The sequence below is a fragment of the Rhizobium sp. NLR22b genome (assembly GCF_019685295.1).
In the GTDB taxonomy this organism is placed as follows: Bacteria; Pseudomonadota; Alphaproteobacteria; order Rhizobiales; family Rhizobiaceae; genus Rhizobium.
The window spans coordinates 68,624-94,949 of the sequence record NZ_JABDWM010000006.1; the positions used below are offsets into that span (position 1 = coordinate 68,624).

Annotated in this window: 26 protein-coding genes; 15 read left to right on the forward strand and 11 right to left on the reverse strand. The window is 61.4% G+C overall.

Annotated elements, in window-relative coordinates:
* Nucleotides 1-5: 5 nt before the first annotated feature.
* The 5 genes from HJC00_RS11690 to denD form a co-directional block, all read right to left on the reverse strand.
* Complete coding sequence (locus tag HJC00_RS11690; RefSeq protein WP_210632003.1) at nt 6-932, reverse strand: carbohydrate ABC transporter permease; 927 nt, start codon at nt 930-932, stop codon at nt 6-8.
* Between the two features lie 82 nt (nt 933-1,014).
* On the reverse strand, nt 1,015-2,319 hold the full coding sequence (locus HJC00_RS11695; RefSeq protein WP_221147032.1) for an ABC transporter substrate-binding protein: 1,305 nt from the start codon (nt 2,317-2,319) through the stop codon (nt 1,015-1,017).
* Between the two features lie 176 nt (nt 2,320-2,495).
* Nucleotides 2,496-3,563 (reverse strand): ABC transporter ATP-binding protein, encoded by a 1,068-nt coding sequence (locus HJC00_RS11700; RefSeq protein ID WP_210632005.1) that lies wholly within the window; start codon nt 3,561-3,563, stop codon nt 2,496-2,498.
* A gap of 65 nt (nt 3,564-3,628) precedes the next feature.
* On the reverse strand, nt 3,629-4,402 hold the full coding sequence (locus tag HJC00_RS11705) for an SDR family oxidoreductase (RefSeq protein WP_221155168.1): 774 nt from the start codon (nt 4,400-4,402) through the stop codon (nt 3,629-3,631).
* Nucleotides 4,399-5,385 carry a D-erythronate dehydrogenase gene (denD, locus tag HJC00_RS11710; protein ID WP_210632007.1) on the reverse strand — a complete coding sequence of 329 codons (987 nt, stop codon included), beginning with the start codon at nt 5,383-5,385 and terminating at the stop codon, nt 4,399-4,401. The genes HJC00_RS11705 and denD overlap by 4 nt, the downstream gene beginning before the upstream one ends.
* Nucleotides 5,386-5,829: 444 nt before the next feature.
* Between denD and HJC00_RS11715 the strand changes: the two genes are divergently transcribed.
* On the forward strand, nt 5,830-6,828 hold the full coding sequence (locus tag HJC00_RS11715; protein WP_210632008.1) for a LacI family DNA-binding transcriptional regulator: 999 nt from the start codon (nt 5,830-5,832) through the stop codon (nt 6,826-6,828).
* Between the two features lie 51 nt (nt 6,829-6,879).
* Here the strand turns inward: HJC00_RS11715 and HJC00_RS11720 are convergent, their stop codons facing one another.
* Nucleotides 6,880-7,353 carry an NUDIX domain-containing protein gene (locus HJC00_RS11720; protein ID WP_221147035.1) on the reverse strand — a complete coding sequence of 158 codons (474 nt, stop codon included), beginning with the start codon at nt 7,351-7,353 and terminating at the stop codon, nt 6,880-6,882.
* Nucleotides 7,354-7,450: 97 nt separating this feature from the next.
* On the opposite strand from HJC00_RS11720, the gene HJC00_RS11725 reads away from it, so the two are divergent.
* The 4 genes from HJC00_RS11725 to HJC00_RS11740 all read left to right on the forward strand — a co-directional run bounded on the left by HJC00_RS11725 (nt 7,451) and on the right by HJC00_RS11740 (nt 9,973).
* Nucleotides 7,451-8,272 (forward strand): DUF1206 domain-containing protein, encoded by an 822-nt coding sequence (locus HJC00_RS11725; RefSeq protein WP_221164055.1) that lies wholly within the window; start codon nt 7,451-7,453, stop codon nt 8,270-8,272.
* Between the two features lie 42 nt (nt 8,273-8,314).
* The gene (locus HJC00_RS11730) at nt 8,315-8,812 is read left to right on the forward strand and encodes a metallophosphoesterase family protein (RefSeq protein WP_221164056.1); all 498 of its coding nucleotides are present in this window, start codon (nt 8,315-8,317) and stop codon (nt 8,810-8,812) included.
* A complete protein-coding gene (locus HJC00_RS11735) occupies nt 8,812-9,354 on the forward strand; it encodes a GXWXG domain-containing protein (protein ID WP_210632179.1) in 543 nt (180 codons plus the stop codon). Before HJC00_RS11730 ends, HJC00_RS11735 begins: the two co-directional genes overlap by 1 nt.
* Before the next feature lie 100 nt (nt 9,355-9,454).
* Complete coding sequence (locus tag HJC00_RS11740; RefSeq protein WP_221164057.1) at nt 9,455-9,973, forward strand: hypothetical protein; 519 nt, start codon at nt 9,455-9,457, stop codon at nt 9,971-9,973.
* Between the two features lie 47 nt (nt 9,974-10,020).
* On the opposite strand, the gene HJC00_RS11745 is transcribed toward HJC00_RS11740, so the two are convergent.
* The 3 genes from HJC00_RS11745 to HJC00_RS11755 all read right to left on the reverse strand — a co-directional run bounded on the left by HJC00_RS11745 (nt 10,021) and on the right by HJC00_RS11755 (nt 12,353).
* On the reverse strand, nt 10,021-10,206 hold the full coding sequence (locus HJC00_RS11745) for a hypothetical protein (RefSeq protein WP_221164058.1): 186 nt from the start codon (nt 10,204-10,206) through the stop codon (nt 10,021-10,023).
* Nucleotides 10,207-10,305: 99 nt separating this feature from the next.
* Nucleotides 10,306-10,662, reverse strand: coding sequence for a response regulator (locus HJC00_RS11750; RefSeq protein ID WP_221164059.1), 357 nt, complete (start codon nt 10,660-10,662; stop codon nt 10,306-10,308).
* On the reverse strand, nt 10,659-12,353 hold the full coding sequence (locus tag HJC00_RS11755) for a sensor histidine kinase (protein WP_221164060.1): 1,695 nt from the start codon (nt 12,351-12,353) through the stop codon (nt 10,659-10,661). The genes HJC00_RS11750 and HJC00_RS11755 overlap by 4 nt, the downstream gene beginning before the upstream one ends.
* Before the next feature lie 152 nt (nt 12,354-12,505).
* Here HJC00_RS11755 and HJC00_RS11760 point away from each other — a divergent pair, with 152 nt between their 5' ends.
* Nucleotides 12,506-13,804, forward strand: a complete 1,299-nt coding sequence (locus HJC00_RS11760) for a GGDEF domain-containing protein (protein WP_221164061.1) — start codon at nt 12,506-12,508, stop codon at nt 13,802-13,804.
* A 111-nt stretch (nt 13,805-13,915) separates the two neighbouring features.
* On the opposite strand, the gene HJC00_RS11765 is transcribed toward HJC00_RS11760, so the two are convergent.
* Together HJC00_RS11765 and HJC00_RS11770 are read right to left on the reverse strand one after the other, a co-directional pair.
* Entirely contained in the window at nt 13,916-14,116 is a 201-nt protein-coding gene (locus HJC00_RS11765; protein WP_221147038.1) for a hypothetical protein, read from the reverse strand.
* Nucleotides 14,117-14,269: 153 nt separating this feature from the next.
* Entirely contained in the window at nt 14,270-14,497 is a 228-nt protein-coding gene (locus HJC00_RS11770; protein WP_221155178.1) for a hypothetical protein, read from the reverse strand.
* 275 nt (nt 14,498-14,772) lie between these two features.
* On the opposite strand from HJC00_RS11770, the gene HJC00_RS11775 reads away from it, so the two are divergent.
* The 9 genes from HJC00_RS11775 (at nt 14,773) to HJC00_RS11815 (ending at nt 26,239) form a co-directional block, all read left to right on the forward strand.
* Nucleotides 14,773-15,351 carry a TetR/AcrR family transcriptional regulator gene (locus tag HJC00_RS11775; RefSeq protein ID WP_221155180.1) on the forward strand — a complete coding sequence of 193 codons (579 nt, stop codon included), beginning with the start codon at nt 14,773-14,775 and terminating at the stop codon, nt 15,349-15,351.
* A gap of 1 nt (nt 15,352) precedes the next feature.
* Nucleotides 15,353-15,955, forward strand: a complete 603-nt coding sequence (locus HJC00_RS11780) for a 2-hydroxychromene-2-carboxylate isomerase (RefSeq protein ID WP_221155182.1) — start codon at nt 15,353-15,355, stop codon at nt 15,953-15,955.
* Nucleotides 15,956-16,026: 71 nt separating this feature from the next.
* Nucleotides 16,027-17,403, forward strand: coding sequence for an FAD-binding oxidoreductase (locus tag HJC00_RS11785; protein WP_221155193.1), 1,377 nt, complete (start codon nt 16,027-16,029; stop codon nt 17,401-17,403).
* A gap of 41 nt (nt 17,404-17,444) precedes the next feature.
* Nucleotides 17,445-19,745 (forward strand): molybdopterin guanine dinucleotide-containing S/N-oxide reductase, encoded by a 2,301-nt coding sequence (locus HJC00_RS11790; RefSeq protein ID WP_221164062.1) that lies wholly within the window; start codon nt 17,445-17,447, stop codon nt 19,743-19,745.
* A gap of 187 nt (nt 19,746-19,932) precedes the next feature.
* Nucleotides 19,933-21,585 carry an ABC transporter substrate-binding protein gene (locus HJC00_RS11795; protein ID WP_221164063.1) on the forward strand — a complete coding sequence of 551 codons (1,653 nt, stop codon included), beginning with the start codon at nt 19,933-19,935 and terminating at the stop codon, nt 21,583-21,585.
* 34 nt (nt 21,586-21,619) lie between these two features.
* Nucleotides 21,620-22,630: an ABC transporter permease gene (locus tag HJC00_RS11800; RefSeq protein ID WP_221164064.1), complete on the forward strand. Its 1,011-nt coding sequence runs from the start codon at nt 21,620-21,622 to the stop codon at nt 22,628-22,630.
* The gene (locus HJC00_RS11805; RefSeq protein WP_221155205.1) at nt 22,627-23,475 is read left to right on the forward strand and encodes an ABC transporter permease; all 849 of its coding nucleotides are present in this window, start codon (nt 22,627-22,629) and stop codon (nt 23,473-23,475) included. Before HJC00_RS11800 ends, HJC00_RS11805 begins: the two co-directional genes overlap by 4 nt.
* On the forward strand, nt 23,454-25,151 hold the full coding sequence (locus HJC00_RS11810) for an ABC transporter ATP-binding protein (protein WP_221164065.1): 1,698 nt from the start codon (nt 23,454-23,456) through the stop codon (nt 25,149-25,151). Before HJC00_RS11805 ends, HJC00_RS11810 begins: the two co-directional genes overlap by 22 nt.
* Complete coding sequence (locus tag HJC00_RS11815) at nt 25,148-26,239, forward strand: LLM class flavin-dependent oxidoreductase (RefSeq protein ID WP_221164066.1); 1,092 nt, start codon at nt 25,148-25,150, stop codon at nt 26,237-26,239. Before HJC00_RS11810 ends, HJC00_RS11815 begins: the two co-directional genes overlap by 4 nt.
* Nucleotides 26,240-26,326 lie beyond the last annotated feature (87 nt).

Below are 26,326 nucleotides of genomic sequence, written 5' to 3' on the forward strand. Positions count from 1 at the left end.
GCTCCTCAATCCTGTCCGCCCTGCTGCCATTTGCGGCGTTGCAGACCGAAGAAACTGAACATGATGGCGCCGAGCAGGAAGGGTATCATGGCGACGGCGATGGCCGCCCCCTCGCCGAGCTGCCCGCCCGGAATGCCGCGCTGGAAGGAGAGTGTGGCCATCAGATGCGTGGCGTTAACAGGCCCGCCCTTGGTCAGCACGTAGATCAGCTGGAAATCCGTGAAGGTGAAGAGCACTGAGAAGGTCATGACGACGGCGATGATCGGTGTCAGCATCGGCAGCGTCACATAGCGGAAGCGCTGCCAGCTCGTGGCGCCGTCGAGCGAGGCCGCCTCCTGCAGCGAGGCCGGAATGGTCTGCAGGCCGGCAAGCAGCGAGATCGCCACGAAGGGGATGCCGCGCCAGACATTGGCGACGATGACCGATATCCGCGCATTGGTGGGATCACCGAGGAAGTTGATCGGCGCGCTGATCAGCCCGAGCTTCATCAGCGACCACGAGATGATCGAGAACTGGGAATCGTAGATCCACCAGAAGGCCAGCGCCGAAAGCACCGTCGGCACCACCCATGGCAACAGCACGATCGCTCGAAAGAAGGATTTGAACGGAAGGTGCTGGTTCAGGAGCAGCGCCAGCCAGAGGCCGAGCGCGAATTTCAGCGCCGAGGCGATGACCGTGTAAAGAATGGTGTTGAAGACCGACAGCCAGAAAACCGCGTCATCGGCCAGGAACTCATAGTTCTCCAGGCCGACGAAGATGCCGTCCCGGCCGATTCGCGTGTCGGTAAAACCAAGCCAGACGCCGAGCCCCAGGGGATAGGTGAGAAAGCAAACAAGGAACACCGCAGCCGGCAGCATGAAGAGGAAGCCGAGCACGTTGTTGTTCTGCATCAGCGAGGGGCCGCGCTTATCCCCCGAGTTCAAGGTCGACATTGCTTATCTCCAGATTGCATTCAGTCCTTGAGGAGCTCGCGGCATGCCGGATACCAGGCATGCCGCATGTCCCGGCTCCGGATCAGACGCGGTAGTAGCGATTTGCCCGGCGCTCGGCTTCCTTCATCGCGTCCTCGGGCGACTTCTGGCCGGTGACGGCGGCGGCATACATGTCGACCAGCACGTAGTCCGCCATGGTCGCCGCCGAGGCATAGCCGAGCGGGCCGGCATAACCGTTCGGGCGCAGTTTTTCCGAGGCGAGCGCATAGGGCGCGTGGACCGGGTCGGCAGTCCAGATCGGGTTCTTGGCGAAGGCCTTGAGCGGCTGGCAGCAATAGGCGCTGGAGCCCTGGATCCAGGCATTCATCTGATCGGCTTCCATCATGAACTTGATGTAGGCCTTGGCGGCTTCCGGATATTTGCTGTGCTTGAAGAGCAGGAGCGAGCTCGTCTGGAAAAGCTCGACGCTCTTGCCGACCGGTCCGATCGGGAAATTCGTCGTGCGGATGTCCTTGGCGATCTCGGCGAGCTTCGGATCGTTCTTGGCCGTGTAATAGACCGAGACGCCGTTGGCGATCAGCGATACCTGGCCGGCGAGGAAGGCGCGGTTGTTGTTGACATCCAGCCAGCTTTCCGTGCCCGGAATGAAGGTTGCGTAGAGTTCCTTGGCATAGTTGATCGAGGCGAGCGTTTCCGGGCTGTTGATCGTCACCGTGCCGCTTTCGTCGACCATTTTGCCGCCATGGCTCCAGAGCAGCCAATGGGCATAGTTGTTGCCGTCGCCGACCGCCTTGCCGTGCGGGAAACCGGCGGGCGTGCCCTTTGCCTTCATCGCCTTGCAGAGCTCGAGGAAGCCTGCGGTATCGTTCGGGAATTCGTTGAAGCCGGCCGCCTTGACATGGCTGTCGCGATAGACCACGGCATTGCCGATCGTCGTCAGCGGCATGGCGATGAACTTGTCGTCACGGGTGGCGTAACCCTTCAGGCCGTCGTACCAGCCTTCGTACTTGTTGCCGAGATAGTTGCCGAGTTCCGTGAGATCGACCAGCTTGTCCGGATATTGATGCGCGTCGTCGAACCAGCACATGATGAGATCCGGACCGGAGCCGACATTGGCGGCAACGGCGGCTTTCGGACGGATGTCCTCCCAGCTCTCCTTGTCGATGCGCACTTCCACGCCGGTGGCTTCAGTGAACTTCTTGGTATTGGCAAGCCAGGCCTCCTCATCGCCCTTCACGAAAGGCGTCCAGCGCAGCAACCGCAGGCTGGCGCCGCTTTCCGGCGTGTAGGTCGGTTCGGCCTGCGCAAAGGACGGCTTGATGCCGAGACCTGCGACACCGGCAACGGCTGCCGATGCAGCAAGAAATTCACGTCTCTTGATCGTCATGAGATTCCTCCTCATTGAAACAGCGGGAGCAATTCTCCGGCATTCACCTCCCGCTTGGTGAACGGCGGCCTGGCATCCGCGATACGGAAAGCTCGTGCTCCCGTGGGGGTTCACCCCTCGAATGCTTGCGCTCCGGCGGAACGGGAGACTCCTCCTCTCCCCTTGTCCCGCCGGCGTCAGTCGGTCAATCGCATGCCGCCTTCGGCGTCGAAGAGATGGACATGCTTGGCGTCGATCGCCACCCGGATGGCTTCGCCCGGGCGGGCATCGACACGTTCGCGGAAGACGCAGCTGACATCGCTGCCGCCGAGGCGGACGGTCAGATGCGTCTCGTAGCCGGTCGGTTCGATCACCACGATCTCGGCCGGCAGTCCGTTGGGATCGAGCGAGATGTATTCGGGGCGCAGCCCGTAGACGAGGTCGCGGCCGATAGCGCTCGCCGGTGGATTGGCGACAGGCAGCCGCGTGCCGTTGGCGGCGACGAACTGGCTGGGGTTCTCCGGATCGAGTCTGCCGTGGATCATGTTCATCGCCGGCGAGCCGATGAAGCCGCCGACAAAGAGATTGGCGGGGCGGTCGTAGAGCTCGAGCGGGCTGCCGATCTGCTCGACGATGCCGTCATGCATGACGACGATCTTGTCGGCCATCGTCATCGCCTCGATCTGATCATGGGTGACGTAGACGGTCGTCGTTTTCAGGCGCTGATGCAGTTCCTTGATCTCGGCGCGCATGGCGACGCGCAGTTTCGCATCGAGGTTGGACAGCGGCTCATCGAACAGGAAGACCTCCGGATTGCGCACGATGGCGCGGCCCATGGCGACGCGCTGGCGCTGACCGCCGGAAAGCTGGCGCGGATAACGGTCGAGCAACTTGTCGAGGCCGAGGATGCCAGCGGCATATTTCACCCGCTTTTCGGCCTCCGCCTTCGGCGATTTGTTGAGCATGAGCGAGAAGCCCATGTTCTGCTCCACCGTCATATGCGGGTAGAGCGCATAATTCTGGAACACCATGGCAATGTCGCGGTCCTTCGGCGGCAGCGTGTTGACCACGCGCCCGCCGATCTTGATCTCGCCGCCGGAAATGTTCTCGAGCCCTGCCAGCATCCTCAGAAGCGTGGACTTGCCGCAGCCCGAAGGGCCGACGAGGATGACGAATTCGCCGTCGGCGATATCGATGTCCACTCCCTTGATGACAGGATGCGCACCGAACGATTTCCGGACATCCGCGAATTGAACGTTTGCCATACTCCCTCCTCCCAGATCATGAGCACTGCATATATGTCGTTTTCAGCCGGCGGCAGCCCGCCGATTCACCCCCGTCCGACAAAGGGCATTTTCGTCGCCATGACAGTCATGGTCAGTACATTGGCGCTGAGCGGCAGGCCGGCCATGTAGACGACCGCGTCGGCAATATGGGCCGGATCGATCGTCGCCTCCGCGGCGATGCTGCCGTTCGCCTGCAGCACGCCGGCCGCAATTTTCGTCGTCATGTCACTGGCGGCATTGCCAATATCGATCTGGCCGCAGGCGATGTCGAATTCGCGCCCGTCAAGGGCGGTGGATTTGGTCAGACCCGTGATGGCGTGCTTCGTGGCGGTGTAAGGCGCGGAATTCGGGCGCGGTGTCGTGGCCGAGACCGAGCCGTTGTTGATGATGCGCCCGCCGCGCGGGGTCTGGTTCTTCATCAGCCGGAAGGCCTGCTGGGTGCAGAGAAAGGCGCCGGTGAGATTGGCGGCGACGATGGCGCTCCACTGCTCGAAGGAAACCTCTTCGAGGGCCACGCCGGGCACGGTGACGCCGGCATTATTGACCAGGAGGTCGAGCCGTCCGTATCTCTCCGAGATCGCATCGAACAGAGCCCGCACCGAAGCGGGGTCGCCGACATCGGCGGGAGCTGCGAAAAACTCGGCCCCCGTTTCGCTGCCTAGCTCACTCGCGGCCTTTTCAAGCACATCGGCCCGTCGTCCTGAAATCACGACCCTGTAGCCGGCAGCGCCGAGTCCCCTCGATATGGCGCGCCCGACGCCGGTGCCACCGCCAGTGACAAGCGCGATCCTTGCTTCTCCGCTCGCCGCTGTGCTCACGCAATCCTCCCGCCGAGTTCATCCTCGATATGCACCTGCAGAATTTCGTCGAAGCTCGTTTCCGCCGTAAAACCGAGCGCAGAAGCCCTCGTCGCATCGAACTGCGTCGGCCAGCCGGCGACAATGCGTTCGATCACCGGATCGGGCACGCGTTTGATGAGGGCGACCGCCTTGTCGCCGGCCACTCGGCGCAGTGCGTCAATCTCTTCGGAGACCAGCGCGGAAAGGCCCGGCATGGTCAGGTTGCGGCGCGCGCCGATCCTCGTCGTATCGATCGTCGCGGCATGGACGAAAAAGCCGACGGCCGCGCGCGGACTGGCAAACCAGTGCCGCACGCTGTCGCTGACCGGCAATACGGCTTCCCTGCCGACGAGCGGCTCGCGCAGAATGTTGGAGAAGAACCCGGAGGCCGCCTTGTTCGGTGCGCCGGGGCGCACGCAGATGGTCGGCAGCCGGATGCCAATGCCGTCGAAGATGCCACGGCGGGAATAATCGGCAAGCAGCAGTTCGGCAATCGCCTTCTGGGTGCCGTAGCTCGTCAGCGGCGTGGTGAAGAATTCGTCGGGAATGACCTCCGGAAACGGCGTGCCGAAGACGGCGATCGAAGAGGCGAAGACGACGCGCGGGACGTAGGTGGTCTTGAGGCCGAGCTGGCGGATTGCATCGAACAGGGCGCGCGTGCCGTCGAGATTGACCGCGTAGCCCTTGTCGAAATCCGCTTCGGCCTCACCCGATACGATGGCGGCCAGATGGAAGATCAGTTCCGGCTGGCCCTCGATCAGCCGGTCGGCCGCGCCGGCGCCGGCGAGATCCACCGTCAGCGCGGTGGTCACGGACCGGAGCGCTTCCGGCACCGGCGGCGGAAAAGCGTCTGCCAGGGTCAGCCGGGTGACAGGCCGGCCGAAAGTGAGCGGCTCACGCTCAATCCTCTCAACCAGCTTACGGCCAACCATGCCGGCGGCGCCCAGAATCATCACATGCATATCGGCTCTTCCTCCCGTCGGCCGGTGTATTCGATCAAGATCGCGCTGCGCGTCCTATGGTTCGTGCGCTCACTCCTGGCCAGTGTCACGGCGATCCGGGACCGGCCTGATCGGACTATGCCCGATCGAATTCAGATAGATTTGCAACCTGCGGGTCAAGTCCTTGACCGATCCGGAGGCACCAGCAATCGTACATGTGTCGGATATCAGACCCTCAGGTGCTCTGCCCGCTCAGCGCATCGGACATGATCCGAGACAGCGGTCTTGTCATTCGTCCGCATGGCTTCTCCTCCCGTTTCCGATAGCTGTTATCGATACCGGTATCGGTAACAACGCCCATTTTTGCGTTTCCTGTCAAGTAGTGAGTGTTTTCCTTTTTTTGAAAAAGGCCTATGAATTTGACGTTGCCCGCTGGCGAGGCAGTTCGACGATGGGGTCGGTGCAATGCATAAATCGACACTGGAAGAAGTTGCCGCTGCGGCCGGCGTCAGCAAGATGACGGCATCGCGCGCTCTTCGCGGCGCCGCCGACGTCTCCAAGGAGACCCGCGAAAAAGTGCTTGAGCAGGCCGAGCGGTTAAATTACGTCGGCAACCGGCTGGCGCTCTCACTGTCGTCGCAGCGCACCAATCTTGTCGCCGTCGTCGTTCCCAGCATGTCCAACATCGTCTTTCCCGAAATGCTGGCGGGCATTTCGGCCGGGCTGCGAGGATCAGGCATGCAGGCGGTGTTCGGCATCTCCGATTATGATATGGCGAAGGAGCGCGAGATCATTCGCGACATGCTCTCCTGGCGCCCTGCCGCCATCATCGTGACGGGTCTCGATCAGCCGGCAGAAACGGTGAGAATGCTGCAGAATGCCGCGATTCCCGTCATCCAACTGATGGACCTCGACGGTACCCCCATCGATTTCAACGTCGGTCTATCTCATGGCAAGGCCGGAGAAGAGATGGCAAAAGCGCTGTTGGCGGCCGGCCGGCGGCGGTTCGGGTATATCGGCAGCGCGATCGACAGGGATCTGCGCGCCGGCAAGCGGAAAGCCGGCTTCGAGAAAGTGCTGCGCGAGAGCGGCCTTTCTTTCGTGGACGAGCGGTTCAACGCCGCCTATTCCTCGGTGGCGCACGGCAAGCGGCTGTCGATGTCGATGCTCGCGGCGACGAGAGATCTCGACTGCATCTATTATTCCAACGACGACATGGCAACCGGCGGCGTCTTTGCGTGCCTGGAACTCGGCATTTCCAGCCCTGCGGAAATCCTGATCGCCGGATTCAATGGGCTGGATGTCGCCAGCGCCCTCCCCGTCAGGATCGCGACTTCGATTTCGCCACGGCGTCAGATGGGCGAAGTCGCTGCTGCGCTTCTGCTCGCTGCGAGCAGCGGCGACGGAAGTCAGATATCCGAAAAAATTATCGCCTTCACTCCCGAGATCACCGGGGTCGATTGAGGCTTTTGCAGCCTCGGCTTGTCGAAGCAGAATCATGGCTGAGACTCCGGTTCACTGGTCTCGACCGAGCTGCGTAACGAGATCGGCAAGCATGGGGAGCTGGCCCTTGAGAATTTTGATCTCAGCTTCTGGGGTAGGAAACCATCCCGCGCGATCGACCTCGGGAAAAGCCTGGATGCGGCCCGATCGTGGTGGCCATTCGATCTGAAACTCCGAACTCCGCACCGTCTCGACATCAAGCGCCGCGTTCGCCTCCACCGACCAGACGACCACCACTTTTCCGCCGGGTTGGCGATATTCACCGAGCGGGGCGAAGCTTCCTTGAATTTCGACGCCGAGCTCCTCCTGCGCCTCCCGGATCGCTGCCGACAATTCGTCTTCGCCGGCTTCGATCAAACCTTTCGGAATAGACCATGCGCCCTCGTCCTTCTTCGCCCAGAAGGGACCGCCGGGATGGACGAGCAAGACCTCCAGCCTCGTCTCGCAAAGGCGGTAGATGAGAAGCCCGGCGCTACGGACCGGCATCGACAACCCCCTCAATGATCATGGTCTTTCCTCGATGACAACTTTCCACGCGGTGGCGCGTTAGAGGTGACAGCCACACAGACGCGCGGAGAATATCATGCCCAAAGAATTTCGTTTCGACCTGCTTGCCAAGAGCGGCTATGTGGCGCGCGGCGTCGTATTCCTCCTTGTGGCGGGCCTCGCCCTCTTTTCCGGCGTCGCCGGGGGGAAGCCGGAAACGAAGTCGGCACTTTCGACGCTTCTCGCACAGCCCTTCGGCCGCGTCTGGGTTGGTCTCATCGGCATCGGACTTCTCGGTTTCGTCGCCTGGCGACTGGCGCAGTCGCTCGCCGACAGCGACGGCCATGGCCGCGACGCCAAGGCCATCGCCATCCGCACGGTTTTCTTCGGCAGCGCCGTCGTCTATCTCGGCCTTGCCGGTTATGCGCTGGGTCACGCACTCTTCAGCGGCGGCGGGAGCCAGCAATCTGGTGAGAAAGGGTTGGCAGAATGGATCATGTCGCAGCCGTTCGGCGCCTATCTTGCCGTAGCCGTCGGCCTCGGCTTCATCATCGGCGGGGTCGTGACGGCAGCCAAGGGCATCAGCAAGAAATTCGAGCGCTATCTCAGACTTGCGGACGTCAGCGGCGTGGTGACCTCGGTCTGCGTATACGGCCTCGTCGCCCGCGGCGTCGTCTTCGTGATCAGCGGAATCTTCTTCGCCTATGCAGGGTTTCGCGTTGATCCTCAGCAGGCAGGCAGCATGGCGGACGCGCTCGAATGGGTGAGACAGCTTCCTTTCGGCTCGATCCTCTATATCGCCGTCGCAATCGGACTGGCGGCCTTCGGGATCTATAACCTCGTCGAAGCGCGCTATCGCGTCGTGCACAGCCCGTCCTTTGATGACGTCAAGCAATCGATCCCCACCCCTGGCCATTAGCAAACGGCTTCCCAAGCGGGCGGGCTGCGCCATCTCTGTCAAATGATCTACTTCACCGGCGATACCCATTTCGCAGATCCCCGCGTCCTTCGCATCGACCGACGCCCCTTTCCCGACATGACGTCGCATGACGTGACCCTGATCCGCAACTGGAACGAGATTATTGGTCCGCAGGACGACATCTGGCATCTCGGTGACTTCATGTCGTCTCGCGGCGGGGACTGTGACCAGCTCCTTTCGATGCTGAACGGGCGAAAGCACCTGATCATTGGGAATAATGATCCCGCGACGACGACCGCGGCGAAGGGATGGACAAGCATTCAGCACTACAGCGAGATGACGCTGGACGATCATCTGCTGATCCTGTGCCATTATCCGTTCCGCACCTGGAACAAGATGGGTAAGAAGTCGATCAATCTGCACGGACATTCCCACGGTCGCCTCAAGCCCTTGCCCCGCCAGTACGATGTGGGCGTCGATGCGCAGGGCCTCAGGCCGGTGTCGCTGCAAGCCCTGTTGTCAACGAAGGCGGGGTCATGATGCCGCTGAAGAGCGCTAAGCGACAGGACGAAATGACAGCCTGGTTTTCTTCGCTAGCGCCGGTCCAGCCGACCGAGATGCTCGGCCTGTGGCGAGGTGCGGGCATCCCATCGGATCACCCGCTCGACGGCGTTCTCGAGAACCTCGGCTGGTTCGGGAAGCGGTTTCACGTCGACATGCGCGCGGACGCCCTCCTCTTTCAGTGGCGGTCGGATCGGCTGGTGGCGATCGACCCCGGCATTTTTCCGATCAGCCTGGCCATCAAGGCGGCGCCGTTCGGCCGCACTCGGATCGCCCGGAACTGGTTCTCCTATCTGCAGAAGGCGCTCCGGGCGCGGGGTACGACCGCGTCGCTGAAGCTTCGGACCTTCGATAACCTCACCACAGCTGCTATGATCTACGACAGGCAGCCAATCGCCGACTATTTCCGCAGGACGGGAGACGACGAGGTCGCTGGTATGATGTTCGTCGACGGCGATGCCCGTCGTTATTTCTTCAAGCTCCGGAGAATCGATGCCGCGTCGAGGCGATGGAGTGAATGAGGCGAGAAAGCAGGCTGCCGCCGCAATGGTTGCACGAAGCCTGCGGCGGGGAACAATCTGCTCCGCTCAGGTGTTAGGCCATGCAACCCGGGGGGATCTTATGCGTGCTGCTCTGATTGCGACTTTGCTCTCGCTCTCCTGCCTGCCGGCCAAGGCAACAGCGTCGGAGGCTGGATTTCTACAGTCTTTGGGCGGGGACTGGAGCGGAACCGGAATGGTGCTGACCAAGATAGGCGGCCCGAATCTCAAAGTCTCCTGCACCCTTCGATCTGACGCAGGTACATCGGCCGTCTCGATGAGCGGGACGTGTCGCGGCCTTGCGGTTTTCACCAGAACCTTCTCCGCGACCGTAAAGGCCGCCGGAGAGCGTTATACCGGCAATTACGTGGGACCATCAGGACTGCCGTCGAAGCTTGCAGGGAATAGGAAAGGCGCCGCCCTCAACCTGCGGGTGACTTGGGCGCGGCTGATCAACGGAGACCGAGACGCAGTGCTACTGATCGAAAAAATCGGGCAGAACAGGCTTCGACTGCAGACTGTCGACAAAGACCCTGCTTCCGGCCAGCCGGTCATCACCAGCCGCATCGATTTGCAGCGGCCTTCCATGGCGGAAAGATAGTCGATCGGGCCGCTGGCCAGAGCGGAGCGACGACTCGATTGTCGCCTTCAATGATTCTTGGCGCGATGATCGCCGCGGTCGCCCTCTCCGGGCTTCGCATCATTTCTCGCCCGGCTACGCTTGTCTGCCGAGAGCGAGCGGCTGACCTCGACCGACTCGGTAAAGCGGCCCTGATCGTCGCGACGGACGTAGCGCTTGTCGGGGCCTGTATCGATGAGTTCGCGTTTGGACATGGTGATCTCCTTGTTGAAGCAGGAAAACGCGCGAGATTCCAAAAGGATGCATGACCAGCACCATTTCCAGTCGCGCAGATGATGCCGTGGCTCGCAGCCCTACGCGGCCATGCTGACGAGCGCATTGGTAAGCTGCCTGGTATCATAGGGCTTGGAGAAGAAGACGCCGCGCTCGGGCAAAGCATCCGCCTCCGGCTGCTTCATGCCGGAGACGATGATGATTTCCACGGGCGGCCAGCGATCACGGACCGCCTTTGCCAGCATCAAGCCATTCATGCTTCCCGGCATGTCGATATCGGTAAACAGGATCCGTATGCCGGGCACTCTTTCGAAAAGCATGAGCGCCTCGTCGGCATTGCGTGCCTCGAGCGCCTCAAGGCCTGCCTCCTCGACGATGGCGACCGCCATCATCAGCAGCAGAGCTTCGTCCTCGACCACGACTACCTTGCTTTTCATGTCTGGCTCGTATGCTTTACGTCCGGGCTCAGAGGGTCAACTTCGCCTTTGGCAACCGGTTCCGCGATCGAAAATATTAGTTGGAAGACGAGGCCTTCGCTCCGGTAGTCCGCGCGGGATCGCGCCTGCGCCTTCGACGGGAAGGCACGTTCTATCAGCACCGAGCCGAAGCCTTTTTTCGTCGGCGTCGAGACCGGCGGTCCGCCGGCTTCCGTCCACAAAAGCAGGACGCGTCCATCCTCGTGCTTCCATTCGATGCTGACCGTTCCATTTTCGCTTCCGAGGCTTCCATATTTGGTTGCATTGGTCGCCAGCTCATGAATCACGAGCGAGAGCGGCAGGGCGGTGTCCGCCGGGAGAACCACATCCGGTCCGTCGAGGTGAATGCGCTCGGCTTGCGAGGCGACATGCGCTCGCAGGGCTGCGGAGAGGATATCCCGAATGGGCGAAGCCGACCCCTCCCGCGACAGGATGAGGTCATAGGTGCCGGCGAGGGCTGCGAGCCTCTCGGCGAAGGAACCGTATCTCTCCGGATCGGACCGCGAGAAGGTTTGTCTGGCAATCGCCTGCACGAGCGTAAAGCCATTCTTGACGCGATGCGCCAGTTCGCGGACGAGAAGGCTCCGCTCCTCCTCCGCCTGCTGATTTTGCCGCCTGCGCTCTTCGAGTTCGTCGAGCAGCCGATCGAAGGTTGCGCCGACGAGCCCCAGCTCGTCCGGTCCCGTCATGCCGGTCCGCGCCGTCGTCTGACCGCTGCGCCAGCTTTCCATCACATCGGCGATCCTCGAGATCGGTATCAGGATGAAGCGGTTACCGATAAAGATCGCGGCGACGAAGGCGAAAAGCGCACCGCCGATGATGGCGAGCGTATTCATCAGTGTCGCCCGGTCGATCGGGGCGAAGACCTCCGTTTTCGAGAAGCCGGCACTGACATAGAGGGGGTTGGAAGGCAAGGCTATCGGGCGATAACCGAGGATGCGCGCTGTTCCGTCCCGGCCGGTGGTCTCGATGACATCAGGCTGTTCGGCGTGGATCAGCCGTTGGTATTCCTCCACCAAGATCGTACCGACGAACTGTTCGGGAGAGGGAACGTGGGCAATGATCACTCCCTTGGCGTCGGCGATCGTCACCGCATTGCCGGGAGCAATACCGCGCTCGGTGATGCGATTCTGCAGCCAGTCCAGCCGGATTCCGCTGATGACGATGGCCTTGATGGTATCGCCTTCCATCAGTGGCATCGCGAGCGGCAGCACAGGGCGATCGGAAAGGCGGCTCTGCGTATAGGTGCCGACGACGAAGTCCTTGGTCTCCAGAGTCTGCCGGAAGTAATCGCGGTCGGAAAACATCACACCCTGTGGAAACGCCATGCTTCCGCAGATGGGATGCCCATCGAGGCCGGCGACGAAGATGGTGCGGATGTTGGGGATGCTTTCGACAACCGATTTCAGTGCATCGTTGCAAGCCTGGCCGTCGAGATGCCGGACGGAAGGCATGGCGGATACGGCGACGAGAAGGGCGTGCAGACCCTCGATAATCCGCTCGACTTCCGACGAGGCTTGCCTCGCCGCCTGCGCCGCGGAGGCACGCACTTCCTCGTTGCGCTGATGGCGAAGCGCGACTTCGTTGTAGACGAGCATCGCAACCACCGGCGCCAGCGCCGCGACCGCAACTGCAACCAGTTTGAGCCTCATCCTGCCCCCTCTCGGAAAAGAGTTGGTAGCATGATCGAGACGATCCGGCCCAGACCGCGCGCGCAATCTTGTTTACAAAATATCAACGTACGAATCCCGATGCGAGTGCGTAAGCCTTGCCGAGCTTTGCATCGCGGCTAGTTAAACCAGAGATGAGTGATGCCAAAAGCACTTCCTCTGAAACCTCTGCAGCCGGGTCTGTGCCGCCACGGCCGTTGACCGGCGCAATGGTGGATGAGGTCGAACGTCTTTTATCGGGCCGAACCCGCGATATCCGCCTGACGGGCGAACTGCGCCGCCGTTTTGATGAAAGGCTGTGGCGGCAGACGGCGAAGGTCATCCGCTCCTGGATGATTTGGGTCGCATTTGTCGATGTTCTAACGCTGGCGCTGAACGCCCTCCTGCTTCCCCGGCAGATCGTTCTGTCGATGATTGCGCCCGCCTGCCTTTTGCCGCCGGCAGCAATCTTCACCGCGGTCGTCTGGAACAAGCCGCGGCCGGCGGCCGTTCAGCGGGCGTCGCTGCTTGTGGGAATGTCCCTCATTCTCCTCTCGGTCGGGCTCGTCGGCGTTTTTGCCGGCGGCGAATTTTACGAGCGGCATTTGAGCATCATGTTGTTCGTCGCGACGAGCGCAATCACCATCTTCAGCGTGCCGCTGGCCTGGACGACCGCAATCGCCTGTTATGCCCTTTGTCTCTACTTCATCCTTCAATGGCACAACCCGCTTTTGGAAGCGGGCAGCGTCGTCGCCGCGACCCTTTTCTTTTCCTGTGGGATCATCGCGACGGTGGTCGCCAGGCGAACGATGAACATCCTGGCGCAGAAGACATTTCTCCTGGACTGCAGGGATCAGCGCCGCGTCGCGGAGCTTGCCGATGCGAACGCCCGATTGGAGCGGCTGGCCAGAACCGATCCGTTGACCGGAATCGCCAATCGCCGTTGGATGATGGAAACGCTCGAGGGCCTGTGGCGCAACGGCCGCGAAACCGGCGTCATCGCGGCCATGCTGATGTGCGACATCGATCACTTCAAAGCCCTGAACGATCGGCTTGGCCACAGCGAAGGCGATCGCTGCCTCGTCAAGGTTGCCGGCATCATCCAGAGCTGCGTGCGCGCCGATCGCGATCTCGTCTCGCGACATGGCGGCGAGGAGTTTCTCATCGTGCTTCCGGATGTCGATGAAGAAGAGGCCGTCGCAGTCGCCAGGCGAATACGCGAGAGCGTGGAAGCGGCTGCCCTGCCGAACCCGGCCTCCAGCGTTGGGCCCTCGGTGACGCTGAGCGTCGGCGTGGCGTTCAAGTCGGCTGTCGACACAGATGTTTCGTTGGCCAGTCTCCAGCACGAAGCCGACATGGCGCTTTATCGCGCCAAGGAAGCCGGACGCAACCAGGTCTCGATCTTTCGTCGTCCGCCTGCTGTCGGGCAGGCCGCCGCACGACGCCAGGGGTAGCGGATAGGCAGATCGATCAGAGCTCCTTCTCCCGAACAATCATCCAGCCCGCAGCCGACATAATCGACGATCGCGGGAAGGCCGGGTCTATGGCCACTCGGGTGATCGAGATCATCGGATCACCAGGATCAATACCATTGCGAAGGCGCAGATGAAGCCGGTGACGCTCAAGCCGAGCGTCAAATATTCGGCTGCCTTTTGCCCGTGAGGACCAAGCTCCACGTTTCCAAGCACCGCCGCGAAGCCTCCGGCTAACCAGCTCGCCAACGTCAATATGCCGAGGAGAAGCGCCCAATGTGTTGCTGTGTCCATCGTCTTGCTCCCGTTACGGCTAGTTTTCCTCGCAAGGGAAACGCTCCTGCGCGTCTGATCAGTAACCACGTAGCCGCCGTTTTGTTTCCGTGCGGTATCTGCAATTTCGTCCAAAGCCGCCAACTAGTTCATCGGCCATCAACAGTCGTGTTTTCAGCAGATCTCTTGGATTCTCCTTCGGTAACCAGTCGGGGAAACAATCTGGCCCTCAATGAAGGCAGCGATCGTCTCAAAACCACGCCCGTTGATCGCCATCATGCTGGCGCCGAGCACAACCCGACGCGACCGTTCGAAGAGCTTCGCCATGGATTTCCGCAGCTGGTCGGCTTCGCCGCCGCGGGGGCCGAAATCGTCTCTGTTGAAATTGTAATTGGGGCGCATGCTGTCTCGCCTCAGATAACATCGCTGACTGCAGTGGCTGAAAATGCAGCCTTGCTCGTGCTCGAACGAACCTCGAGGATCGAATGCTCAGTTAGGTCGTCACCTAGCTGAATCACAGCCAACGCAATATTCGCCATGTTGAAGCAAAAACATTCCTAGCCAGCGGAGCAAAAGGAACGACCTGTCTTTCTCTTGCCATCTAAGGCGCATAAAAGCTCTTAAACTAGTTCGCACGTGAAAGCGTACCGATTAAGAAGGCTGCCTTAAACAGTTCCATGAAAGCATCGATATCAGACCACATTCTTGCGTCAGCCGGCGCACTTTTTTACCGCGAGGGTATTCGCGCTGTTGGCATTGACCGGATCATCGACGAAACCAAGGTCGCCAAAGCGACGCTCTATCGGCATTTCCCGTCAAAGGACCATCTCGTCGCCGCCTATCTTCAGGACCGTCATGAGCGCGTCGTCCGCTCTCTTGAAGAAGTCTTAGACGAGGCAGCCAATCCACGGGATCAGCTCAAGCTCGTCTTTGAGCGGTTGCATGAGAAGGCTGATAGCCCTGAATTTCGAGGATGTGCGTTCGCTCTGGCGGTGGCCGAGCACGGCGATTCCGAACGTGTCGTTACCGTCGCACGTGCCCACAAAGCCGCCGTCAGCCAAATGTTTCGCGCGCTCATGGCGAGGGCGAATGCCGCAGCACATCAGCCGGCTGCTCACCTTGCCCTCCTTTACGAAGGAGCGCTGGCGACAGTCGCCGTTGGCCGCGATCCCCGAGCCGTGCTGACCGCCAGAGACTGCGCTCTTTTCGTTTTCGACGCCGCACTTTCCCCAATCAAGGACGCTGAACAGGCATAGTATGACCAAAGCAATCGACTACTTCTTCGGCATCGGTTCACCTTGGTCCTTCATCGGTCTCGATGCTTTTACGGAACTTGCGGGAAGGCACGGAGCGTCGATCCGCCCGCACGTCATCTCTATTATTGAGGACAATGGCGGTATCTATTCGCGCAACCGGCCCGAGGCGCGGCGCGCCTACTGGACCAAGGACCTGAAGCGCTGGGCGGCATTGCGCGGCAAGACGCTCAGCTTGGAAAATCGATCCGCGCTTTCCGATCCGACTCCGGCGGGCTTTATGGTGATTGCCGCCATCGAGGATGGCCTGGACTGGCTCAAGCTGACGCGCGCTCTTCAGGCGGCCTTCTGGACGAATGGCGATGATATCGGCCGAAGCGAAATCCGCCAGGCTATTGCCCAAACGGCAGGTTTCGATGGAACAAAGCTCGAAGATCGGGCTCGGTCGGAGGCGATCCAGTCAGTCTGGCGATCCAACATAGAAGGCGCCAAGAACGCCGGTATCTTCGGCCTTCCGACGTTTCGTTACGAGGACGAGCTCTACTGGGGCCAGGACAGCCTGCCATTCCTGGAACGCCATCTGAAGGGCGAGAAGATCGCCGTCTGACACCCATAGACTGGGTGCAAACACATATGCGCGATTTCTCGCCGCCACCACTGCTGACTGAGGAACCAGAAATGGGCGCCCTATCCACCGAGCTATCCGATCAGTTGCTGTCGATGTTCGGCAATCGCTTCTCGATTTCGCAGGCGCTGCGCGAACAGCATGGCCGCGGTGAATCCCACCACGCATCGGCAATCCCCGATGCCGTGGTGTTTGCGGAAAGCACGGACGAGGTCGCCGAGATCGTTCGGCTCTGCGCGGCCGAAAACGTGCCCGTCGTCGCCTTTGGCGCGGGCACGTCGCTCGAAGGCCATCTGACCGCGGTGCGCGGTGGCATTTCCATCGATCTTTCGCAGATGTCGCAGATCATTCGCGTCAGCGCCGAGGATCTCGACTGCACCGTCCAAGCCGGCGTCACGCGCGAACAGCTCAACGCTTATCTGCGCGATCAGGGCCTGTTCTTTCCGATCGACCCGGGCGCCAACGCTTCGATTGGCGGCATGGCAGCGACCCGTGCATCAGGCACCAACGCCGTTCGCTACGGCACCATGCGCGAGAACGTGCTGTCGTTGACTGTTGTGCTGCCGAGTGGCCAGGTCATCCGGACCGGCGGGCGGGCGCGTAAATCGGCAGCTGGATATGACCTCACACGCCTGTTCGTCGGTTCGGAAGGCACGCTCGGTATCATCACTGAACTGACGTTACGGCTCCAGGGGGTTCCGGAAACCATTTCGGCGGCCCTTTGTTCATTCGAGAACGTTGAGCAAGCGGTCAACGCGGCAATTGCGATCGTGCAGCTTGCGATTCCAGTCGCCCGGATGGAACTGATGGACCGTGGCCTAATTTCCGCCACCAACGCTTATTCCGGTCTCTCTCTCAAGATTGAAGATACCCTCGCCTTCGAGTTCCACGGATCCCCTGCCTCGGTTCAGGAGCAGGTCGAATTGGTTGGAGAAATCGTGAAGGATCACGGTGGCAAGGACTTCGAATGGGCCAACGCGCCGGAAGAACGAAACCGTCTCTGGAAAGCCCGCCACAACGCCTTCTACGCGGTCGTCTCGCAACGGCAAAATGCACGGGGCTGGTCATCCGATGTCTGCGTTCCGGTTTCGGAACTCAGCGGCTGCATTCTCAAGACGCGCACGCTCTTGCAGGACTGCAGCGTTCCGGCTGCCATTCTCGGCCATGTCGGCGACGGCAACTATCATGTGGTCTTCGCCGTGGATTCGGATAACGAAGCGGAGCTCGCGGAGGTCGCCGCCATCAACAAGAAGATGGTGGAACACGCAATCTCCGTCGGCGGCACGTCGACCGGGGAACACGGCGTCGGCACCGGCAAGATCGGCTATCTGCGTCAGGAACATGGAGACGCCGTCGAGCTGATGGCCCTGCTCAAGAACGCCATCGATCCCAAAGGCATCATGAACCCCGGCAAGATCCTGCCGGCATAAGTGCTGCTCATTTTTCCACCCTTGCCGCGGGAGACGGTGCGATGGACGGTTTCAAACCCCACAGCTCTCACTGGGGTGCATTCTATGGACGGCACCAGAGCGGCGAGCTCGAAATCCGTCCCCATCCCGCCGACCCGCATCCATCTCCCCTGCTCGGCAATCTTCCCGCGATCGCACATAGCTCCGCCCGCATCCGGCGCCCGGCCGTCAGACGAGGCTGGCTTGAAGGCAGGCCTGATAATGCGGAGAAGCGCGGAAGCGACGTCTATGTCGAGGTCGCCTGGCCGGAAGCGCTCGATCTGGTCGCCAACGAGCTTCGCCGTGTCTACGGCAAAGTCGGGCCGCAAGCCATCTTCGGCGGCTCGTACGGCTGGTCGAGTGCCGGACGGTTTCATCACGCCCAAAGCCAGATCCACCGCTTCCTGAACGTGCTCGGCGGATATGTAAGATCGGTCAATACCTACAGTTCGGGCGCGGCGATGGTCGTCATTCCGCATGTGCTCGGCCCCTATGATCATTTCGACCGAAAGAGCGTCACCTGGGAGGCGATCGAGCGTAGCACCGAGCTGATCGTCGCCTTCGGCGGCATGGCGGTCAAGAACACCGATGTCCATGGCGGCGGCATCAGCCGGCATGTCGTGCGCCCTGCGCTGAGCGGTGCCCGCGCGCGTGGTGCGCGCTTCGTTCTCATAAGCCCGCTCAAGGATGATATTGCCACCGATCTCGATGCGGAATGGCTGCCAGTCATCCCCGGAACCGATGTCGCGCTCATGCTCGCAATCGCCTTCGTTCTCGTCGCCGAGGGGCGGCATGACCGGGAATATCTCGACCGCTATACGACAGGCTATCCACGCTTCGAGGCTTATCTGCTGGGACGCGAGGATGGCGTCGAGAAGAGCCCGCAATGGGCAGCCGGCATCTGCGGTATCGCCGCCGAGACGATCGTGGATCTGGCGCGGAGCATGGCGAATGCCCGAACGCTTATCACCGTCAGCCATTCCCTGCAGCGCGCCGATTACGGCGAGCAGCCGGTCTGGATGGGGATCGTGTTGGCGGCCATGCTCGGCCAGATCGGGCTCGATGGCGGCGGCTTTTCCTATTCGCTCGGTGCGCTCGGCAACATCGGCAAGCGCCAACTCACCGTCCCCCTGCCGACGCTCAGGCAGTTCCACAATCCGGTGACGGATTTCATTCCTGTCGCACGGATCGCAGACATGCTGCTGAACCCCGGCGATCCGTTCCACTACAATGGCCAGTCTTTGCGCTATCCTGACATCCGCCTCGTTTATTGGGCGGGCGGCAATCCGTTCCATCATCATCAGGATCTCAACAGGCTGCGCAAGGCATTCAAGAAGCCGGAGACGATCATCGTGCACGAGACGGCGTGGACGTCTTCGGCGCGCCACGCGGATATCGTCCTACCCGCGACCACGTCGCTCGAGCGTGACGATATCGGCGCGGCCGACCGCGATCCGATGATGATCGCCATGAAGAAGCTGATCGAGCCGGTCGGCGAAGCACGCTCCGACTACGAGATATTCGCTGATATCGCAGAGCGCCTCGGCAGGCGCGGCGAGTTCACCGAGAACCGGTCAAGCCGTGAGTGGCTGGCTTTCCTCTTCGAGACCACCCGAACAGCACTCGCCGCCGCCGGGCATCCGGCGCCGGATTTCGAAACGTTCTGGGAAAAGGGTGAGCTGATGCTGCCGGTAAAGCCTGACGATGGCGGGCCTGCGCGCGCATTCCGCGCCGATCCAGACGGCAATCCGCTGCCGACGCCATCGGGCAGGATCGAAATCTTCTCTGACACGATAGAGAGCTTTGGCTATGACGATTGCCGAGGCCATCCGCGCTGGTATGAACCGGCCCTGGAGACAGACCCCGTAGAGACAACCTATCCTCTTTACCTCATCTGCAACCAGCCCCACGCGCGCCTTCACAGCCAGCTGGACTATGGTGACTTCAGCCGTTCCACCAAGATCGGCGGCCGGGAGCCGGTGCGCATGCACCCTACCGATGCGGCAGAGCGTGGCATTTCGGACCAGGATATCGTCAGGCTGTTCAACGCCCGCGGCAGTTGCCTGGCGGCTGCGGTGATCAGTGGGGACGTAAGACCGGGTGTCATGCAGCTTGCCACCGGCGCATGGTTCGAGCCCGATGATGCTGATGCCGCGATGGCCATGTGCATTCATGGCAACCCGAACATCCTCACCCGTGACGCCGGTACATCGCAGCTTGCCCAAGGCTCGACGGGCCAACTGACGAAGGTCGATGTCGAGCGCTTTACCGGTGAACTGCCGCCCGTGCGCATTCTCGACGGAATGACGTTTAGGGCCGGATAGACCGGCATCGCGCAATCTCGCTCGCCGGGCGATCGACGTCCGGAAATCTTGATCCTCGTGCTTCGGATTGCGCTGATAAAATAATCTACAGATTTGGTAGAAAAAGAACAACCAGTCTTTCTCGAAACTGATCCGCTCCCATAGGCTCCTGTTTGTAATCAGCCCGGCAACCAAACAGGACCGCTTCATGAACGACCGTTCTTCTCGCCCTCTTCTTTCCCGGCGTCGTCTGCTGACCGCCACCTCTGCACTGGCATTTGGCGCTCTGGTCGCAACAGCGAATGTAACCCCGGCATTGGCTGAGAACGGCGCGCATGATGGCGGGGATGTCGTCTTCCTGATCGACTCACTGGGCGACACCTGGATTCCCAACAACAGCGCGATCTCGAGCTTTCAGGGCCACATCTGGGGCCATGTCACCGACAAGCTTCTTTATGTCGATGCCGACGGCAAAGTCAGCCCGTGGATCGCCGAGCGCTGGGAGCAGAACGACAATGCGACGGAATTCACCCTGCATCTCAAGAGCGGCGTGACCTTCTCCGACGGCAGCCCACTCGATGCGGCAGCCGTCGTGGCAAATCTCGACATCTGGTATGCCGGACGCAAGAGCGAGGGCATCAATCCGATCGGCTTGTTCCCCAAGACCTATGATCATGCCGAAGCCGTCGATGCGACAACCGTGAAGGTCTTCTTCAAGAAGCCGACGCTCGGCTTCATTCCGACGCTCGGCTATCATGGCTCGATCCTTATCTCCCCGAAGACCATCGCCTCGCCAGCAAGCAGCCAGGCCGATCTCAGCAAGACCTCCGGCAGCGGCCCCTACGTCGTCGAGTCCTGGAAGGAAGGCGACTACGTCAAGCTTACCAAGCGCAAGGATTACAACTGGGGTCCTGCGGCGGTCGGCCAGACAGGTCCGGCCCATCTCGACACGATCACCTACAAGCTCGTCTCGGAACCGTCGCTGCGCGTCGCAGCCGTCCAGTCCGGCCAGGCCGACGTAGCCTATAACGCATCGCCGCAGGAACTTGAGTCTCTCAAGTCGGAAGGCCTCACGGTAGCGACGCCGCGCTATCTCGGCTTCGTTAACGGCTGGGCGATCAACACCAAGCTTGCGCCCTATGACGATATAAAGGTTCGCCAGGCGCTTCAGGCCGGCATCAATCGCCAGGAGATCATCGACACGGTCTATACGCCCGACTGGAAGCTTGCGACGTCGTTCATCCAGAGCAACGTTCCGGGCGCGAGCGACCAGAGCGCGCTGCTTGCCTACAATCCTGAAAAGGCAGAGAAGCTTCTCGACGAGGCAGGCTGGAAGAAGGGAACGGGCGGCGTCCGCGTCAAGGATGGCAAGCCGCTGTCGTTGACGCTGAATTCCAACCCCTACCTCGCGACATCGAAATCGATCGATGAACTGATTGCGCAGCAGCTCGGCAAGATCGGCTGGAAGGTCGATATCCGTGCCTATGACGTCGTGACCTACGGCCAGAAGGTAAAGTACGGCGGCGCGGGCGTACCGGCATATGAGGTGACGCGCTCCTTCATCGACGCGGGCACCGTCGCCAGCATCCTGACGAATGCCAACAATGGCGAGAACTGGTTTGCGCTCGACGAGAGCGACAAGACCCTCAATGACCTGCGCGACAAGATCGCCGGCGCCGGCTCCATCGAAGCCCGCAAACCGCTGCTCGACGAATTGCAGAGATACGTGCTCGACCAGGGCTATTTCATTCCGCGAACCCAGATCGTCCAGCGCATCTACGTGCAGTCGCCGAAGCTCAGGGGAGAGATCTACAACGGCGTCGCCTATGCCAGCTACTACACCGCCACGAAAAGCGAATAGGCCAGCCGTTCAACAGACTAGAGAGGTGATGGGCATGAGCAAAGCCTATTTCGACTACGCTGGAAAGCGGCTCCTGCAGGCGATCGTCGTGATCCTGCTGTCTTATGTCTTCACCTTCGTCGTCGTCAGCATCCTGCCCGGCGATCCTGTCACCAACGTCCTGAACAACCCTCAGAACGGCTTCACACCGGACGAAATCAAGGAGATCATCGCTGCGCAGGGGCTGGATAAACCGATCCCCGTGCAGCTTTGGAACGCCTTTTCCGGCTTCGTGACCGGCGATCTCGGTCTGTCGATGCGAACCAACCGGCCGGTTGCGACGCTGATCGCTGAGGTTCTGCCGTCGACACTCGTGCTTGCCTCGGCGGGCCTCGCAGTTGCCCTGTTGCTGGCGGCAATCATCGCCTATGGCACGCAATTTCTGGCCCGACGGTTCGGCCAGGGACTGCTCCGCGGGTTCCCGTCGCTGTTCCTGTCGGTTCCGAACTTCGTTATCGGCCTGGTGCTGATCCATCTCTTCGGCTTTCAGCTCGGCGTCTTTCGCGTTATCGAGCCCAACAGTTTCTGGGCAACACTTTTCGCAGCGATTGCCCTCGGCATTCCGATCTCGGCACAGATCGCCGAAGTCCTGATTGCCAATCTCGACTACGAATCCGGCCAGGACTATGCCGCCGTCGCACGCGGACGAGGACTCGGCCAGATGCGTCTCTTCGTCATGCACCTGCTCAAGCCTTCGTCGCTCCCGGTCATCACGGTCGTCGCCTTGACGATCGGCGAGTTGCTCGGAGGCTCGCTGATCACCGAAACGGTGTTCGGGCGAAACGGGCTCGGCAGCCTGGTGCAACGATCGGTCAGCACGCAGGACCTGCCGGTTCTGCAAGCGGTCGTTTCGCTTGCCGCGGTAGTCTTCGTCGTCGTCAACCTGATCGCCGACCTCACCTACCCGCTCCTCGATCCGCGCGTCAAACTTCTCGGCGGGCAGGCGCGCCGCCCGACGACCGCCGATGACAGCTCTCTCCCCATCTCCAAGGCGGTGACCCCATGACACTTGCCTCTGTCTCCTCCACCCCGCGCGCGACGGCGATCGGCCGTCTGGCTCGCCTACGCGTGCCGCCTATGGTCATCTTGTCTTTGCTGGTGGTTGCTCTGGCGATCGGCTGGTCTTTGGCGCCTGGCCTCTTTACCCATTACGATCCGGTGAACGGCACTCCCGCCCAAAAGCTGCTCGGCCCAAGTGCGGCACATTGGTTCGGTACCGATCATCTCGGCCGCGACCTCTATGCACGCGTCGTCTATGGCACCGCCTCGTCGGTGGCGAGCGCGCTGATCGCGGTCGTCATCGGCGTCGTCGCTGGCGGGGTTGTCGGATTGCTGGCCGGCTTCTTCGGCGGCTGGGTGGACACGGCCTTTGCCCGTCTCGTCGACGTGTTGCTGGCCATCCCAAAGTTCCTGCTGGCGGTCATCGTCGTCACCGCAATCGGTTTCGACACGACCAATGCGGCAATTGCGACGGGCGTGTCCGCCGTCGCCTTGTTTGCCCGGGTGATGCGCTCCGAAGTCATCAAGACCCGGCAGGCGACATTCGTCGAATCGTCTTTCCTCCTCGGTGGCTCGCGCTGGCACATTCTATGGCGCCACGTACTTCCGAACGCATCGCGATCGGTGCTGCCCCTTGCCGTCCTGCAGTTTGGCGATTCCATTCTGGTGATCGCCAGCCTTGCCTTCCTTGGCTACGGCGATCCGCCGCCGGCTTCCGACTGGGGTCTGCTGATCTCGATCGGCAAGGATTACCTCAAATGGCCCTGGTTGGTTTATGCCCCGGCCCTCGTCACGATCGCAACCGTCCTCTCTGTAAACAGGATCAGCCGATGGCTCCGCAAGACAGACTGACCATGCTTTCAAACCGCCCATCGACCCCGCTGCTGCGGGCCGAAGGATTGTCGGTTGCCTACGGCACCCATAGGGTCGTCAGCAATGTCGGCTTCGAGCTTCAACGCGGCAAAGGTCTCGCGCTGATCGGCGAATCCGGATCGGGAAAGTCGACCATCGCCCGCGCCGTCCTACGACTGCTTCCCGCAGCGGGACAGGCCACGGGCCGCGTCGAATTCAAGGGCCAAGAGCTTCTGGGGCTTTCGGAGCGCCGCTTCCGCCCGTTCAGGGGACGCAGGATAGGCTTCGTCCCGCAGGACCCCGGCAACTCCCTGAACCCGGTCCGCACGATCGGCGCACAAGCAATGGAAGCCGTCGCGCTGCTGGGCCAACCGGACAAGGCGCTTCGCAAGGCACTCGTTCTTGAGACATTCGCGCAGGTCGGGCTCGACAATCCGCAGCGTGTCTTTGATTCCTATCCGCATCAGCTTTCCGGCGGCATGCTCCAGCGCGTGCTGATCGGGCTCGCCGTTCTGCCGCGGCCGTCGCTGCTGATCGCAGACGAGCCGACCTCCGCGCTCGATGTGACGATCCAGAAGCGTATTCTCGACCTGTTGTCAAAGTTGCAGGAGGAACTGCAGATCAGCCTTCTGCTGATCACCCATGACCTGGCGATCGCAGCCGAGCGCGCGGATTCCATCGTGGTCCTCAAGGACGGCATCGTCCAGGAGGCTGGCAGTACCGCTACGATATTCTCCGCGCCTTCCTCCTCCTACGCCAGAAAACTTCACGGCGACGTGCCGGCACTCAACCCAGACCGGTACCGGCCGTTGCGAGAGCCCGGTTTCCGGCATCTTGGCGCCCTGCGCGAAAAGACACCGAAGATCGAGGTCAGCGGCGTAACGAAGACCTTCACCGTCGACGGCAAGGTGCTGACCGCCGTCAACGACGTCTCGTTCGACGTTCAGGCGGGAACGACGCATGCGCTGGTCGGTGAGTCCGGATCAGGAAAGACAACGGCGATCCGGCTTCTGCTCGGGCTAGAGCAGCCCGACGCCGGGAAGATCGCGGTCGGCGGCGAACAGGTCAACGGTCGGTCATCCGAACAGCTGCGCTCTGTCTGGCGGCACCTGCAGCTCGTCTACCAGAACCCCTTCACATCGCTCGATCCGACCTGGAACGTCGAGAGGCTCGTGCGCGAGCCGCTGGACCGCTTCAGGATCGGGACCCATCAGGAGCGGGCGCTTGCGGTGCGCAAGGCATTTGCAGATGTCGGGCTGGGAGAGCATCTCCTGTCTCGCAAGCCCGCCGCCTTGTCTGGCGGTCAGCGCCAGCGCGTCGCCATTGCCCGCTCGCTTGTCCTGAAACCTGATGTGATCGTGCTTGACGAGCCTACCTCTGCGCTCGACGTCAGCGTTCAGGCCGATATTGTCGAGGTGCTGCTGTCGCTGCAGGTCAAGCTTGGCCTTACCTATATTTTCGTGTCGCATGATCTGGCGCTCGTGCGCCAGCTTGCCCACACGGTCTCCGTCATGCAGCGCGGACGCATCGTCGAGCATGGCACCGTCGGAGAGATCTTCGATACCCCCCGCCAGCCCTATACCCGTTCTCTGTTGGAATCGATCCCGTCAGGCGCCGCTGCGCGAACTCGGCCCCTGCAGCACAGGCAGATCTTCAACGAGGAAAAGATTGCATGACCGTCATCGCCCCCGCCCCGGCACCGTCCGCATCATTCCGTCCGAAGAAACGGCTTGGCTTCAACACGCGCGTCTCGTTCAACGACGAGACCGGCCCGGCTCACGGCTTGCGGGAAGGCATCGAGCTTTTCAAGGCAGCAGAACGTCTGGGCTACCAGTCGGGTTGGGCCTATCAACGCCATTTCGACCATTATCTGTCCTCACCGCTCCCCTTCTTTGCCGCAGCCGGCCAGCACACCAGGCATATCGTCCTCGGTTCGGCCGTCATTCCGATGCGCTATCAGGATCCCATCCTGCTGGCGGAAGCCGCAGGCACGACAGATCTCCTGATCGGCGGCCGGCTGGAACTGGCGATCTCGACCGGCTCCAACGCCGCCTTCGATGCCGTCTTCGGCACGGTCGATACCGACGCCCGGACGGAAGCGAAACGCCGTCAAGCCCGTTTTCTTTCCGCGATCGCAGGCGAAGTTCTGCACACCATCGCAGGACCCGGCCAGGGTGCCGCGGAGGGCAGCCAACTCAGAGTGACGCCGCATAGTCCGACCCTTCGCTCGCGCATCAGACAGGGCTCCGCCAGCTTAGGATCGGCGATACAAGCCGCCGAACTCGGCATCGGGCTGATCGCCGGAACCGTACAGCATGACCACGCCGAAGGTGAGAGCTTCGGAGATTATCAGGCGCGCTGCATCGAGGCTTTCCGCGCCACCTGGCGGAGGGAACGGACAAGCGAGCCGCCGTCTGTTGCTGTGGCAGCGTCGATCCTGGTCGGCACCACGCCGGACCTTCGCGAAAAATACGTCGCCTATGATCTCGAGCGTCGCACTCAAGGCATTGCAGCATCGCGGCCGAAGGGCGCGCTTGAGCCGAGCTCGCGGACCAACCAGCCGCCAGGAAGCCAGATATCACCGGTCTTCCACGGCACGCCGGACCAGGTCATCGAAGCGGTGCTCAGTGATCCCGGCCTTGCCGTGGCCGACGAAGTCGTCCTCTTTCTGCCGCCTGCCTTCGACCTTGCCGAGAACATCCGGCTGCTCAGCGATCTTACTGAAACCGTCGCTCCAAGCCTCGGTTGGTCGCCCCACTGGTAAGGCCGCCGCCCGGACAGATCTTCCACGGGAGCGATTAGGGAATATTTTCTATAGTTTCGATGGAAATAGAAAGACCTGTCTTCCTTA

Excerpts from the sequence above, each read along its gene's own strand:
- HJC00_RS11690 (WP_210632003.1), bottom strand. The coding sequence starts at position 932 with ATGTCGACCTTGAACTCGGGGGATAAGCGCGGCCCCTCGCTGATGCAG.
- HJC00_RS11695 (WP_221147032.1), bottom strand. The coding sequence starts at position 2,319 with ATGACGATCAAGAGACGTGAATTTCTTGCTGCATCGGCAGCCGTTGCC.
- HJC00_RS11700 (WP_210632005.1), bottom strand. The coding sequence starts at position 3,563 with ATGGCAAACGTTCAATTCGCGGATGTCCGGAAATCGTTCGGTGCGCAT.
- denD (WP_210632007.1), bottom strand. The coding sequence starts at position 5,385 with ATGCATGTGATGATTCTGGGCGCCGCCGGCATGGTTGGCCGTAAGCTG.
- HJC00_RS11715 (WP_210632008.1), top strand. The coding sequence starts at position 5,830 with ATGCATAAATCGACACTGGAAGAAGTTGCCGCTGCGGCCGGCGTCAGC.
- HJC00_RS11720 (WP_221147035.1), bottom strand. The coding sequence starts at position 7,353 with ATGCCGGTCCGTAGCGCCGGGCTTCTCATCTACCGCCTTTGCGAGACG.
- HJC00_RS11725 (WP_221164055.1), top strand. The coding sequence starts at position 7,451 with ATGCCCAAAGAATTTCGTTTCGACCTGCTTGCCAAGAGCGGCTATGTG.
- HJC00_RS11730 (WP_221164056.1), top strand. The coding sequence starts at position 8,315 with ATGATCTACTTCACCGGCGATACCCATTTCGCAGATCCCCGCGTCCTT.
- HJC00_RS11735 (WP_210632179.1), top strand. The coding sequence starts at position 8,812 with ATGCCGCTGAAGAGCGCTAAGCGACAGGACGAAATGACAGCCTGGTTT.
- HJC00_RS11740 (WP_221164057.1), top strand. The coding sequence starts at position 9,455 with ATGCGTGCTGCTCTGATTGCGACTTTGCTCTCGCTCTCCTGCCTGCCG.
- HJC00_RS11745 (WP_221164058.1), bottom strand. The coding sequence starts at position 10,206 with ATGTCCAAACGCGAACTCATCGATACAGGCCCCGACAAGCGCTACGTC.
- HJC00_RS11750 (WP_221164059.1), bottom strand. The coding sequence starts at position 10,662 with ATGAAAAGCAAGGTAGTCGTGGTCGAGGACGAAGCTCTGCTGCTGATG.
- HJC00_RS11755 (WP_221164060.1), bottom strand. The coding sequence starts at position 12,353 with ATGAGGCTCAAACTGGTTGCAGTTGCGGTCGCGGCGCTGGCGCCGGTG.
- HJC00_RS11760 (WP_221164061.1), top strand. The coding sequence starts at position 12,506 with ATGAGTGATGCCAAAAGCACTTCCTCTGAAACCTCTGCAGCCGGGTCT.
- HJC00_RS11765 (WP_221147038.1), bottom strand. The coding sequence starts at position 14,116 with ATGGACACAGCAACACATTGGGCGCTTCTCCTCGGCATATTGACGTTG.
- HJC00_RS11770 (WP_221155178.1), bottom strand. The coding sequence starts at position 14,497 with ATGCGCCCCAATTACAATTTCAACAGAGACGATTTCGGCCCCCGCGGC.
- HJC00_RS11775 (WP_221155180.1), top strand. The coding sequence starts at position 14,773 with ATGAAAGCATCGATATCAGACCACATTCTTGCGTCAGCCGGCGCACTT.
- HJC00_RS11780 (WP_221155182.1), top strand. The coding sequence starts at position 15,353 with ATGACCAAAGCAATCGACTACTTCTTCGGCATCGGTTCACCTTGGTCC.
- HJC00_RS11785 (WP_221155193.1), top strand. The coding sequence starts at position 16,027 with ATGGGCGCCCTATCCACCGAGCTATCCGATCAGTTGCTGTCGATGTTC.
- HJC00_RS11790 (WP_221164062.1), top strand. The coding sequence starts at position 17,445 with ATGGACGGTTTCAAACCCCACAGCTCTCACTGGGGTGCATTCTATGGA.
- HJC00_RS11795 (WP_221164063.1), top strand. The coding sequence starts at position 19,933 with ATGAACGACCGTTCTTCTCGCCCTCTTCTTTCCCGGCGTCGTCTGCTG.
- HJC00_RS11800 (WP_221164064.1), top strand. The coding sequence starts at position 21,620 with ATGAGCAAAGCCTATTTCGACTACGCTGGAAAGCGGCTCCTGCAGGCG.
- HJC00_RS11805 (WP_221155205.1), top strand. The coding sequence starts at position 22,627 with ATGACACTTGCCTCTGTCTCCTCCACCCCGCGCGCGACGGCGATCGGC.
- HJC00_RS11810 (WP_221164065.1), top strand. The coding sequence starts at position 23,454 with ATGGCTCCGCAAGACAGACTGACCATGCTTTCAAACCGCCCATCGACC.
- HJC00_RS11815 (WP_221164066.1), top strand. The coding sequence starts at position 25,148 with ATGACCGTCATCGCCCCCGCCCCGGCACCGTCCGCATCATTCCGTCCG.